Source organism: Bacillus sp. B1-WWTP-T-0.5-Post-4 (assembly GCF_009183795.1).
Lineage (GTDB): Bacteria > Bacillota > Bacilli > Bacillales > Bacillaceae_G > Bacillus_A > Bacillus_A cereus.
In genome coordinates this window covers 159,583-173,426 of sequence record NZ_WEIJ01000007.1, presented here as the reverse complement: position 1 = coordinate 173,426, position 13,844 = coordinate 159,583, and the positions used below count along the sequence as shown (strand labels likewise).

Genomic DNA, 13,844 nt, shown 5'->3' with positions numbered 1-13,844 from the left:
TTAGTAGCACCTTCTTTTTTATTTAATTAATGTTTTACGTATTCTAAGCTTTCTTTTGCAATATACGCTTCTGTTACAGTAGGATTATCTGAAATAACTTTAACCCACGCTTTTCCATTTATTATTTCTTCACCAGTAACTGTGACAACTACATTTGTATTTAAACGATACAGTCGCTCATTTGATATACTAGGATTCTTTTTCACTTCCACGTTATTCATCACACGTGCAAGTTTGTACTTGTTGTATTCTTTTTTACCTAAATAAGAATCAAAACGGTTCATATGCCCCGCTACTTTTTTACCCCAGTTCGCATCAGATGCATATTTCGCATTTAAACCAGCAGCTTTATCACCTGTATATGTTGCTGTATAACGCCAATGTCCTGGATTTAAATATCCTTCATTCATGTATAATTTTGCTGCATGTTCAATACAATCTTCTTTTGAATTAAATGCTTCTCCGTTACCATATGGACTATCGTCTGTTGCTTTTAAACCAAATAAATTATTTTTGTCTTTTGCAAGAGCGCTTGTTCCATAATAACTTTCATGAATTGCTAATGAATATAAGAATAATGCATTTACATTATACTTGCTTTCTACTTCTTTAAATTTCTTTCCTAAACCAATTAATGGAGAGTCTGGCTTAATCGATTTCACATAACTATCTAGTTGTTCAGCTGTATAATCTGTTTTCGAACGTAATGATAAATAATTGAAATATTGATAGAAAGTTTCGTCTCCAAATGTCTTTCCATCTACACTATACATTTGCTGTCCTTGCTTCATGAAAGAAGGTGCCACACCATATCTAAATTCTGTATATCCAGGTGAACTTGTATTATATGTATAATATTTATGGTATAAATATCCATCTGATTTCACATAATAAGACGACTGTTTCATTTCATTGGTAGGAATTAAAGTGATTTCATTCTTCTTCACATAACCTGTCAAACCAGAAAGTTGAACTTTCACACGATCTTCGCCAACTTCTAACACTTTCAATTCTGTTCCATACTGAATATACGTATATACTGTTGATAAATTCTCATCATAAATATTAATGATGTTTTGCCCAGTTATTCTTTTCGCACTTGCAAAACCATCTTTAATCCATAAAAATTCGTTCTCGTATTTTACCGCATTCATACCTTTATTTTGAGCAGCGGTAACCGCTTCTTTATACGTATTATAGCGCTCTACTTCTTGCTCTGTTCCGTTTTCTCTTACATTTGTCACGACATATTTCTTAGTTTCTACAGGATTGCTATTTCCGTTTTTTTCAATCGTCTGAAGCATGCGATCCAACATAGCTGAAGCCATCCCTCTTGTAGCTGATAAATGTGGTCTAAATGTATTATCTTCTGGATACCCTTTAATAATTTGAGTAGCCACCATAACTTGCACATGTTCTTTATAGTTAATACTATCTTTATCAGTAAAGGTAAGCGGACTTACAGCTACTTTAATATTTTTATAGTCTAACGCTCGCTTTACCATGATCGACATTTCTTCACGTGTAATCACATCATTTGGTGAGAACGTCTCGTTCGTACGACCATTAATAATTTTCGCTCCATATGCTCTACTTACACCATCATATAAACCGTAAGTCTTCGGCACATCCTCGAAATTCGAATCAGCTTTCGGTAAATTTAAAGCCCTCGCTATGAATGTAGCAAACTCTGCTCTTGTTACTAATTTATCAGGCGCATATACATTGTCTCCATACCCCATTAAAACTCCTTTAGTAATAAGTGAGCGCATATTCGTCTCAAACATATGTCCTGTAATATCATCATTTGCCGCATAACTTGAAATAGGAGTTAAAAGTAATGATCCCGTTAATGCCACTGCTGTTATACCTTTTGAAAAAGTCTTCAAGGTTATCCTCCTCGTAATCTACGAATTTATTATCACAAATTTGATTATATAATAATCACAATCATTTTAGCATAATAAATAGGAATTAAAATAAAACGTTTTTTAATTTGAATTTTCATTACATTCAAAACAAAATAAAAGACACTTTACTTTTTTAATAAAGTGCCTTTTTCCATATGATCAATGAGTTTCTTTGTTGCCTGTTTGCCTTGCAACCGAAGCTCATCTATTGTCAATTGTAACTCTTGCTGCACAGTTCCTTGTTGCATTAATTGCTTTTTCGCAATTTCATATAAATACTCAGCACTCCATTCGCCATCCACACTTCCTATAACTGGCTGATTCACTTGACTTAAAAACGAATCAATTTTCGGATCGTATGAAATCCCGACCATTGGAGTTTTGGCTACAGCAGAAAAAACTAGTGCATGAAGACGCATACCAATTAGTAATGAACATTGTGATAAAATGAATATTTTCTCGTCGATATCCATTTTATATGGAAGCATATACGTCTCTTCTCCCATTAAGTCTACTACTTCACGCGAAGCTTTTTGATCAAATGGCTCATGCATTGGAACAAATAGAATTTGGTATCCTTCTTGCTTTAATTTTTTTAATGCCGCAGCTAATTTTTTTATATAATCTTCTTTTGCATTCCAATAACGCACACTAACCGCGATTACTTTTCCATGTATCGAATGCTTTTGCAACCAATCCGATTGTTTTGTCCGTTTCCATGTTAAAACAGGGTCTGGAACAATTTCAATATCGTTTTTTATGCCAAGTTCTTTTAAATATAAAAACGAATCCTCATCTCGAACTGATACATAGGAAGCTTTTGACAAGTTCCATTTTACTAATAGACGATTATATCCTTTTGTAATTGGACCTATTCCTTGTGAATAAATATAATACGGCTTTTTTAATAATCGAGCGAGTCCCATAATACCCGTATAATATAGAATACTCTTCGTACTTGTCTGATCTTGAAGAAGGCTCCCGCCACCGCTAATAACTCCATCACTGTTTTTTATCGCATGATAAACAGCTTTTATATCCCAGCGATCTACCGATTCTACACCATACATTTCCTTTGTATATTTAGAATCATTTGATAGTACTACTAGTTCTATATCCGGGTTCTCTTTACTTAACGATTCAATAATTGATTGTAGAATCGCCTCGTCTCCAACATTATAAAAACCATAATATCCTGATAAGACTAAACGCACCCTAAATCTCCTCCAAAACTAGGTAACCATTTATTTCATCTAACATAAACTAGTACCCATTCCTTACCTAAACACTTGATACCCTACATAGTTTCCTCTTTATCAGTTCATATGAATTATAATAAAAAATTAAATTTCTATATTTATCTTTTTAAAAATGGTATTTTGTTTATTGATATCCATTTTAATTTCAAAGCACATACACCATACAAAATGGTTGTAATACTTAATGCTATACCACTGAATAATAACGTCATAATTCTTGAAGATGTAATATTTATCACATTACATAATTCATACAATCCTAGTCCCAAAATACATGCTATTGCTAGCACACCAAAAAAGCTTTTTAAATGAATAGAATAGGCAATATAGCTTCGAATATACAAATGATTTACAATACAAATCAATACGTAAGTAATGAATGTACTATACGCCGCTCCATCTATGCCAAACTTCTGCACGAACATAATGTTTAACACGACTTTCACACAACTCGCACCAATAACAATCCATGCAGCTTGTGCAGAACGGTTAATGCCCTGTAAAACACCTATTGATAATACCATAACCGCAGTAAAATACGAACTGCCAATCATAACTGTTAACATACTACTGCCTTTTACATCTGTGAACAATCCGACATTTAACGGTACTGTTAATGCCATCAACCATATTGTTAACGGTGCTGTCAAAACATGCGCTAGTCGATTTGTATTTTGAATTGTTATTTCCGCCAAATTTATATCTCTTTTGGCCAATGCGGAAGTTAAGAGTGGTATTAACGGAAATACAATTGCGCTTGCAAAAATAACAATTATTTGCGTGAATGCAAAACCGCGACTGTATATTCCAAATTGTTCTTGAATTTCTGTTGATGATCCTTGTAATACATGCGGTATTGTAAGCGAGTCTACTAAATTTAAAAGTGGCATTGATAAAGCTCCAATAGCGATTGGGATCGATACCCGCAATATCTTTTTGCCGTTTTCTCTTAAATCTCGGAGCGAATAGGAATTGCTTTTATTGTAGTATGGACTTCTATTATATTTTATACGCAAATATATAAGCGAACTAATGACTCCAAGAAAAGAGCCAACCATCGCACCACTAGTAATAACAGTATTACTCTTATCCCATGATACTAGTATGTAAGCAATTATTAACATAAAAAACACACGTACAAATTGCTCAATGACCTGTGATACCCCTGTTGGTTTCATATCACCGAAACCTTGAAAATACCCTCTATACACCGCCATGTATGGCGCAATGAGTAACGCTAATGAAGTAATAAGCAACGGCATTCTAGTTTCTTGTCCACCAAGCATATTTGCAATTTCAATAGAAAATAATACAATGACTAAACAGCCGAAAACGCCAAATGCTATCCCAATAATTGACGCTGATTTAAATAATTTCGCAATTTCCTTTTGCTTATTTTTTTCGTTCAACTCTGCAATTAGTTTCGAAATTGCAAGTGGAACTCCGGCTACCGATAATGTAAGAGCAATCATATATACAGGAAAAACAAGGCGGAAAATACCGAGCACTTCATCTCCTGCAATATTTTGTAATGGAATTTGAAAAAAACTACCCAGCAATTTCGACAAAAAAGTTGTAATGGTTAAAATTGCTGCTCCTTTTACAAATGTTTTATTCATATTTTTTCTCTTTTCTTTTATACATATACTCTCAAACATATTGTTTTAAACGATAGGAATTCACTTTATCCCATTGGTTATCATAACAAATTTATTATAGGTTGAATACTTGGTTTTTTTTTCAAAATAGAAAAGAGAACCCATTTAAGCCTGTCTCTTCACAATATTTTTTCTAATTCCTTCCATTATATATGTACACACTATAACCGTTTCTGTTACGCAAAAAGAGCCCTTCCTCTCTATCACTGCGATACATATTACTAAAAACATTATAAAAATATCCCACAACTCTACATTATAATTTATGTAAGATTGTGAGATATTCTAATTACCATCTAAACACTTAAAATTTTCAATTGCTCTTTCTGTTCATCGCTTGCCATTACTGCGATTGTTTTTTCAATACTCGGATGTACTTGCTCAAGCTTTACACTTGCTCCTACTTTATTTGATTGCTCAACAAAATTTAATAATGCCATAGCTCCTGATACATCCATATAACGCACATCTTTCATACGTAAAACAACCGGTGACTTCACATCTTGTAAAGTAGAGAAAATACGATCTACTGATAGGAAAGAGAGCGGTCCTTGAATTGTGTACGTTTCTTCTTTTTCTTTTACGATAGAAGTTTTGCGTTCTTTACATTTCACCATATATATGATGAACGAAAGAATAATACCGAATGCAACAGCAATCATTAAATCGAACTTCACCGTTACAATCATCGTTACGAGCATAACAACGACATCACCTTTAGGAGCGACATGCATCTTTTTCATGCTTCCCCAATCGAACATTCCAATACCAGTTAAAATTAAAATACCTGATAATACAGCAAGTGGAATATATTGTACGACCGAACCAAGACCCATAATAAAAATAAATAAGATAACACTATGCATACATGCCGAAAGTGCCGTTTTACCGCCACTTCTTATATTCACGATAGACCTTACAGTCGCACCTGCACCTGCTAATCCGCCAAACAATCCGCTCATCATATTACCGATACCTTGTCCAACCAGTTCTTTATTACTTTTATGACGTGTACCTGTCACATTATCCATTACGACCGATGTTAACAACGAGTCAATCGATCCTAATAAAGCAATACTAAGCGCTGGCAAAATAAGTGCTGCTATTCCTGTTCCACTTAAAGATGGAATATGAAGCGTAGGCATCGCTTCTGGAATGGTTCCAATCTTTTCAATTACTTTATTTAGTGAAAGATTTCCGATAATCGGTAACTTTACTGTAAGTCCTTCGAGTAAGGAAGAAAATAAAGGAAGCAAAGCTGTCACACCGACTAGTGCTACTAAACTAGACGGAATCGCCTTAATCCATTTACCAGAAACAATCATTACAATAATCGTTAACACAACAAGTAAAAAACTATTTTGTACGTGCTTTATTTCGCCTAAAATAATGATTAATGCAATACCATTCATAAACCCCGAAACGACAGGATACGGAATATATCGAACGTAAGAACCGAGCTTACATACACCGAATAAAATTTGAAATAACCCTGCCATCATAAAGGCAATAAAACTTGCCTCTAACCCGTGCGTCGCAATAACTCCTGTTGCAATAACGGTAATTGGTCCAGTTGGCCCTGTTACTTGCCCAGGTGTCCCTCCAAATAACGCTGCGAATAAACCTGCAAAAATCGCACCATACAATCCAACAAGCGCTCCCTCAGACGTTCCTGTCGCGGCAATACCAAATGCAATCGCAAGTGGTAACGCAACAATCGCAACAGTAAATCCTGCTAAACATTCCTTTGCTATTTTTTGAAACATAAAAAAACCACCTTTGTATAAAGTCCATGTTCCATTGTACACCTAAAAAGATACATTCGTTAGCTCACTTTTTACATTCTCGTGACGTAAACGTATTCAACGAAAAGTTTTCCCCTTATCTTTGGAAACAATTGCAACTATGCTATAATGAACAAATTAAATCTTTTACTATATACTTGGAGGCACTATGCTAACTTTTGAAGAAAAATTATCGATTATTGAATCTTTCCCAGAACTAGAAAGAAAGAACGTATCATTAAAACGTGTAAACTTCCACTTTGAAGAAAGTCGTTTAGATAAAAAGAACGTTGTATTTCATTTACACCCAAATGGAAATGGATTTGTATATGCAAGCGGTATTAAAGGTTATAAAACAGATGATAAAGGCATGGTTAACATCCGTGAGTTTTCAGCAGAGGAGTTACGTTCAGTAATTGAGAAATCAATTGACCTTCTATCACAAGAAGAAGTAGTAGCACCTGTAGAACCTGCGAAAGAAGAAGAATGGCAGAACGAAGATGGTCATATTCTTACTCTTATTTCAGAGGATGACATGTGGAACGTGTACGCTGGTGTAAACTTAGACGGTACATTCAACTCTTATCCAGAAGCTGCGGAATACCTTGATGAAGAAGGCTTTTCACGCAAATAAAAATAGAAACCTATTTTATTCAACGACTTTTATAGTAATCAAAGAAGACACTTAAGGTGTCTTTTTTTGTTATATAAACTCCTTTCTCACACTATCTCTATTAATTTTCATAAAATGATTCAGAGGAGGTTTATATGAATACAACTGCTAAATTAATAACTTGGAAAGAACATGGCGATATGATTATTCTAGAATGTGAATTAAATGGAAAACGCTTCGAGATATCAACATATAAACAACGAATATATAATGCACACCTTTTATCAGCTGACGTTTATATTCGTTTAGACTCATCTGATAATATAATTGGAATAAATATTTATAAAAAGTAAGAAAAGCCCCCTATTCGTAGGCGGGCTTCATCTTTATTACACAATATTAGAGTATACTCTCTTTTTTTTCATACAGTTTATGTAATTATACATATTCATCAAAAAATACACTAAATGAATATTACATGTAGTAAAATATAACTTGTGGGCACGTTCTATAAAGCAGATTCTTTTAAAAGGCGTAACATATCAATTATTATAGGGGATGTGGCGTCACTTCGATATTGATCTCAAATCTCTTGTCTTTTGTGAACTAACAATCTAGTGTATATAGACGATTCTGCTTTATAGTGTGTGTTTACACTCATAACAAAGGGGTAATGGTAATACGAATAGATTCCGATTCGTATGAAATGAAATGGTTCAAGTCGGAGAGAGGCACCTTAGGGTGTCTTTTCTTTTTGTGCATTACATCCCTTTTGTTTTTCCACCTTATTTCAAATGCGCTAATTAACCTTCACCAAGAAGAAATGAGAATTAACAAAGATATTGTTTCTTCTGTTTAATACAGAAAAATGCAGGATACCCCATAGATATGGGGCATCCTGCATTTTCTATTTTTTCGCACCTTTCAACGACTCCCTCAGTACAAACTTCTGCAACTTCCCGCTCGCATTACGAGGGAGTTCATCTACAAATAAATAATGACGCGGACGTTTATAATCTGCTAGTTCATCACTTTCTTTGCAATACGTTTCTAAATCAGCTTCTGTTATTGTTTCATCTTTCTTCACAATAACTGCCACAACACGCTCTCCCCATAATTCATCTGGCTCACCAAGTACCGCCACATCTAATATACCTGGATGACTATGAAGGAAATCTTCAATTTCACGAGGATAAATGTTTACGCCACCGCTAATTACCATATCATCAACGCGATCAGCAACGAATAAATAACCGTCTTTATCAAAATAGCCTAGATCACCAGAATGATACCATCCTTTATACATCGATTTTTTATTCGCTTCTTCACGATTATGATAGCCAGCCATCATAGTTGGGCCGCGTAAAATAATTTCTCCCACTTCATAAGGAGGTAATACATCATCTGGTTCTGCCGGTGCATCCTCGTTCGGTTTCACAATACGAACTTCATGGCTAAAACATGGCGTGCCTGCTGAACCAGCTTTCGTAATTTGATCCTCCTCTACGAGAAACGCAACAACTGGCCCCATTTCTGTCATTCCGTATATTTGAACAAGATCAATATAAAGACGTTCTTTACATTCCTTCACTAACGCCGGTGCCATTGCTGCTCCGCCATATATACCGATTTTCATTGACGTTAAATCATACTGAGCTAAATCTTTTTGCAACAACATATTCCACATCGTCGGCGCTGCAAAGAACGTCGTAATCTTTTCTTCTTGAATCGTATGTAATACTGTTTCTGTATCAAAATGATGCAAAATAACATTCTTTCCGCCAACTTGAATGCGTGGTATGATTCCGGCATTTAATTCACCACAGTGATATAAAGGCGCAACAACAAGCCCAACACTATCTCTATTATATTTAAGGAAATACGTACAAATCATACTATGCTCAGTCATTTCGCGATGACGATGTAATACGCCTTTCGGATGCCCAGTCGTACCGCTCGTATAAAGCATTGAACAATAATCCATTTCATCAATTTCGATATTTACTTTCTCAGAAGATGCTTCATTCACTTTTTCATGGTAGGAACTTGCATAGGAAGGTTTATCGTTTTCTATAGACCAAAAAGATGTATTTGGAAAATCTCTTTCAATTATAGCAACAGTTGACTCAACTGCTTTTTCAAAGACAACGACTTTCGAGGATGCGTCCTGAAGAATATAAGATACTTCTTTCGCTTTTAAGCGGAAATTAATCGGGTTAAAGATCGCTCCAATTTTCGCACAGGCTAAGTAAACGTTTACAAATTCATGGCAATTATATAAGTAAACAGATACCGTATCTCCCTTTCTTACCCCTTCTTCTAATAGAGCGTGCGCTGTTTTATTTATTTGTTCATCCCACTGTTTATACGTCCAGCGAATATTTTTTTCAGGTTCCACTAACGCCTCTTTATTTGGATACTTACCAACTGATAAATCAAAAATTCTCCCTATCGTCATATACATGCCAACAATTTCCCCCTTTTCTCTTTCATAAATCTATCATTTCGTCCATAAGTAGACATTGTCCTCTAATGATTTGACTAATTTTTCTGATTATTATCGACATAGTTTTACATACGGTACCGCTAGACGGTAAATGAAATTATATCGGCGATTTTTCGAATATATCAACTTACCGACAAAAACTGACAAGATATAATCGGACCGCCCGTTACTGCAGGATAAAAAAGAGGTTGTTCCGACTCGGAACAACCTCTTTCTTCTTATGCAAATAGCTCTTCTAAAATTTTCAGTTTATCTTCTGTATATTTCACAAAGCCATCATTATATGATTTTGGATCTTTCGGATTCGCAAAGTGCGTAATTGCTCCCGTCTTCGGGTGAACAAATTTACTTGATGCACCACAACCAAGTCCGATAATTGATTGTACTTCTTCCATAATGACAATGTTGTAAATACTTTCTTGCGTCGGCATTGCATAACCAACGTTCTCTAAGTTACCTAAAATATTCTTTTGACGATATAGGTAATATGGTACGTAATTATGCTTTTGCGTCCACTCTTCTGCTTCATGCATCATCGCTGTAATTTCTTCGCGACCTGCTACTTTATATTTACGTTTGTTTTGCGTCATTTCAGAAGCACGTTTGAATGATAACGTATGAACTGTTAATGATTCTGGCATTAACTTTTCTGTTTCATCTAACGTATGCTTGAAGATATCTAACCCTTCACCAGGAAGACCAATAATTAAGTCCATATTAATATTGTTCATTCCCATTTCACGAGCTAAATGGTATTTCTCAATTGTTTCTTCTACAGTATGATGACGTCCAATTGCTTTTAGTGTCTCTTGATGGTATGACTGTGGATTAATACTAATACGGTCAATGTTCCATTTATTTAACACTTCTAGCTTTGCTGGCGTGATCGTATCTGGGCGACCTGCCTCAACTGTTACTTCACGCACATTTTTCACATCTGGGAACGCTTCATACATTTCTTCATACAGCATATCCATCTCTTCTGCTGTAATACTTGTAGGTGTACCGCCGCCGTAATAAATCGTCGTAACTTTTACACCTTTTTCTTTTAAAAACTTACCAATTTCACGAACTTCATAATGTAAACCACCTAAGAACGAATCAACAGACCCTTGGCGTCCATTAATCGCATAAGCCGGGAATGTACAGTATGCACATTTCGTTGGGCAGAACGGAATACCGATATAAATACTTACTTCTTCTTTCAAACGGTATAAATCCGGAACAACTGCTAATTGGCAATCAACAATGCGCTGAAGAAGTTCAATTTTCTCTTCATGAATTAAATAACTTTCACGAAGTTCTTGATGCGCTTCTTCTTTTGACATACCATTTTGAAGCATTTTGTGAAGAAGTTTCGTCGGACGTACTCCCGTTAAAATACCCCAGCTTTGTTCAATACCAGTTAACTGCTGAAGAACAGAAAGATATACATAAGAAACAACGTGTTTCACTTGCTTCATACGCTCTTTTTCATCTGTGAAAGCAGATAAATCTTTCGAGAATGTTTCTTCATACACATTTCCTGTGCTAACATCCGTTAATTGAGCGGATGCTTTCACATTATCCTCAATGTGTATATCAACGATCAGATTTGCTTCCTCTTGTTCAAATCCAATCGTACTATCTTCAAAAAATAAGCCGCCAATATTTTGTAGCGGACGTAAAAAACGATCATCTTGTAACGTTTTAATTGAAATTAACAACATTATCACCTTTTCATTTGCAAACTCTCTTTAGTTTACTTGAAGGGCGTTTACAGGTCAATACAGAAGGTTTTACCTGTTTCTCTTACATTTTTTTAAATAATTCTTTTTATGAATATTGCTCATGTATATAGACATCATGATTTTCTCTTGTTAAAATTTATTAGTGTTAAAATCGATACATAGTGAAAATACAATATAAAAAGGAGGACTGTTAACACTAGATTCCACAATCTAATGTGTTAAAAACAAATATGAAAAAGAAATTTTATAGTGTTTTAACTCTCTCTCTTGCATTACAAACTGTTCTTGCACCTACTTATTCATTTGCAGAGAGTGCTGAAAAATCCGCCGAAGTATATACGGAGGATCAAGTTTTTAAAAGTATTAAAGAACATGTTAATGAGCATAGTACTCATGAAGAAGATATCGAGGTTACTGGCCAATTCCTACTATACACTTCAAAAAAACATTCATTATATACCGCGAATGATTTAAAAAACAAATCGAATATCGAGATTACAGAACAAGTCGTAACGGCGACAAAGAAAAAAGGAAATGCTTATTACATAACCACGTCAACTGGCGCTGGATGGATAGATAACAATGATAATAGCTTAGAAGTTCAAGAGATTCATAAACTATCTAACCAAAAATTAATCGTAAAAGAAGAAGCTTCCATACATGCACTTCCGTTCCAATCGTTTAAAGAAGAAGGAAAACTAGAGCCACAAGTCATAACTCCTACTGAACAAGCTGGAAATTGGTTTAAAGTCCAAATAAATGAAACAGCAAAATGGATTTATGCACCTTCTGCTACATTTGAAGGTACAAAAGCTTCATTATTAAAAAACAGTCGTACTGCTAAAAATAGTTTATTGAGATCGCCAGAAGCTCTACAAACAAACAATATTTATGGCGTTACATTTAAAGAAATGATTGTCCCAAAAGGAAATGACGATATTCGCCCTGGCTACCCGATGGTGCCTAAATATATTACGATTCACGAAACGGCTAATACAGCGAAAGGTGCTAATGCTCTAAATCATGCAAAATTCTTAGATAATCAAGCACGCGGAACAGCTGATCGCGCTGCATCTTGGCATTTCACAGTAGATGATAAAGAAATTTATCAACATCTTCCAGTAAATGAAGTTGGATGGCATGCTGGAAATAAAACTGGAAACTATGAATCTATCGGAATTGAAATTGCCGTTAATCAAGATGGAAACTATGAAAAAGCGGTAGAAAATGCACGTAAATTGGCAGCTTATTTAATGAACGACTTAAATATTTCTCTAGATAAGGTCCAAAAACACCAATTTTGGTCAGGAAAAAACTGCCCTGCGTTTATGATTCAACGCGGACAATGGGATGCTTTCTTAAAAGGAACTGAAACATACTATAAGGAAAACCAAAAAAATCCCGTAACTGATGACATTACAGGTGGATGGTATGAACAAGACATTCGTCAATTAGCAGCTAGAGGCATTATGCAAGGAGAAGGGAACGGCAAGTACTTCCCAGAACGTCTTGTAACGCGTGCTGAATTTGCTACATTAATTACTCGTGCTTTACAATTACCAAGTGGAAATGCTAATTTCACAGACTTAGAACAAGTACACCCATCTTTAAGAGACGGTATTAATCGTGCAGCAAGCGCAGGCATAATCCGCGGACGTGGTGATAATACATTTGATCCAAATACTACAATTACACGCGAAGAAGCTGTTATTATGATCGATCGTTCTCTAAAACACGCTGGTATTTTTGCAAAACAAGTTGAACTACCATTCGTAGACCAAAACTTAATTTACGCTAAAGAAGAAGTACAAAGAGTGTATGGATATGGAATTGTAAAAGGTAATGAATTTAATCAATTCGTACCAAAAGGACCATCACAACGTGCTCACGCAGCTGCATTTATAAACAGAATGCTTAGCGTAATTGAAGCTTAACATATTTATCATTCCATATAGATATTTTCATTTTATCTGTATTCACTTAAAAGGCATCAGAGATTATATATCTCTGATGCCTTTTATACATCCGTTAACTATTTTTAGCCATGAATCTTAAACGTATTCCTAGTAACAGAAGCATAAAACCGATGAATGGAACGTAATTCGTATTGTGTCCTGTAGCTGGAAGTTGTTGATTATTAGAAGAACCTTGTCCTTTTTCTGGGAAATTAGGTTTTTCTACTCCCTCACCTGGCTTTTCTGTTCCTTCACCTGGCTTCCCTGTTTCTTCACCTGGCTTTTCTGTTCCTTCACCTGGCTTCCCTGTTTCTTCACCTGGTTTCCCTGTTTCTTCACCTGGTTTCCCTGTTTCTTCACCTGGTTTCCCTGTTTCTTCACCTGGTTTCCCTGTTTCTTCACCTGGTTTCCCTGTTTCTTCACCTGGTT

General features: G+C 35.2%; 10 protein-coding genes. 3 read left to right on the top strand and 7 right to left on the bottom strand.

The window, feature by feature from the left end:
• Positions 1-26: 26 nt before the first annotated feature.
• The 4 genes from GBN91_RS21145 to GBN91_RS21130 all read right to left on the bottom strand — a co-directional run bounded on the left by GBN91_RS21145 (position 27) and on the right by GBN91_RS21130 (position 6,593).
• Positions 27-1,889 carry an S-layer homology domain-containing protein gene (locus GBN91_RS21145; RefSeq protein WP_000847506.1) on the bottom strand — a complete coding sequence of 621 codons (1,863 nt, stop codon included), beginning with the start codon at positions 1,887-1,889 and terminating at the stop codon, positions 27-29.
• Between the two features lie 146 nt (positions 1,890-2,035).
• Positions 2,036-3,124, bottom strand: coding sequence for a polysaccharide pyruvyl transferase CsaB (gene csaB / locus GBN91_RS21140; protein WP_001241591.1), 1,089 nt, complete (start codon positions 3,122-3,124; stop codon positions 2,036-2,038).
• A 143-nt stretch (positions 3,125-3,267) separates the two neighbouring features.
• Positions 3,268-4,788 carry a putative polysaccharide biosynthesis protein gene (locus GBN91_RS21135; protein ID WP_152122220.1) on the bottom strand — a complete coding sequence of 507 codons (1,521 nt, stop codon included), beginning with the start codon at positions 4,786-4,788 and terminating at the stop codon, positions 3,268-3,270.
• 335 nt (positions 4,789-5,123) lie between these two features.
• Positions 5,124-6,593: a SulP family inorganic anion transporter gene (locus tag GBN91_RS21130; RefSeq protein ID WP_000486654.1), complete on the bottom strand. Its 1,470-nt coding sequence runs from the start codon at positions 6,591-6,593 to the stop codon at positions 5,124-5,126.
• Positions 6,594-6,780: 187 nt separating this feature from the next.
• Here GBN91_RS21130 and GBN91_RS21125 point away from each other — a divergent pair, with 187 nt between their 5' ends.
• Together GBN91_RS21125 and GBN91_RS21120 are read left to right on the top strand one after the other, a co-directional pair.
• Positions 6,781-7,245, top strand: a complete 465-nt coding sequence (locus GBN91_RS21125) for a hypothetical protein (RefSeq protein WP_000954998.1) — start codon at positions 6,781-6,783, stop codon at positions 7,243-7,245.
• Positions 7,246-7,379: 134 nt separating this feature from the next.
• A complete protein-coding gene (locus GBN91_RS21120) occupies positions 7,380-7,577 on the top strand; it encodes a hypothetical protein (RefSeq protein ID WP_001098262.1) in 198 nt (65 codons plus the stop codon).
• A gap of 554 nt (positions 7,578-8,131) precedes the next feature.
• Here GBN91_RS21120 and GBN91_RS21115 read toward each other — a convergent pair.
• Together GBN91_RS21115 and GBN91_RS21110 are read right to left on the bottom strand one after the other, a co-directional pair.
• The gene (locus GBN91_RS21115) at positions 8,132-9,688 is read right to left on the bottom strand and encodes a fatty acid--CoA ligase (protein ID WP_000281993.1); all 1,557 of its coding nucleotides are present in this window, start codon (positions 9,686-9,688) and stop codon (positions 8,132-8,134) included.
• 260 nt (positions 9,689-9,948) lie between these two features.
• A complete protein-coding gene (locus tag GBN91_RS21110; RefSeq protein WP_002164625.1) occupies positions 9,949-11,439 on the bottom strand; it encodes a coproporphyrinogen III oxidase in 1,491 nt (496 codons plus the stop codon).
• Between the two features lie 251 nt (positions 11,440-11,690).
• Here GBN91_RS21110 and GBN91_RS21105 point away from each other — a divergent pair, with 251 nt between their 5' ends.
• A complete protein-coding gene (locus GBN91_RS21105; protein ID WP_044307491.1) occupies positions 11,691-13,394 on the top strand; it encodes an S-layer homology domain-containing protein in 1,704 nt (567 codons plus the stop codon).
• Positions 13,395-13,488: 94 nt separating this feature from the next.
• Here GBN91_RS21105 and GBN91_RS21100 read toward each other — a convergent pair.
• Positions 13,489-13,844, bottom strand: a 356-nt coding sequence (locus GBN91_RS21100) for an LPXTG cell wall anchor domain-containing protein (RefSeq protein ID WP_152122317.1), incomplete at its 5' end; no start/stop codon positions are given.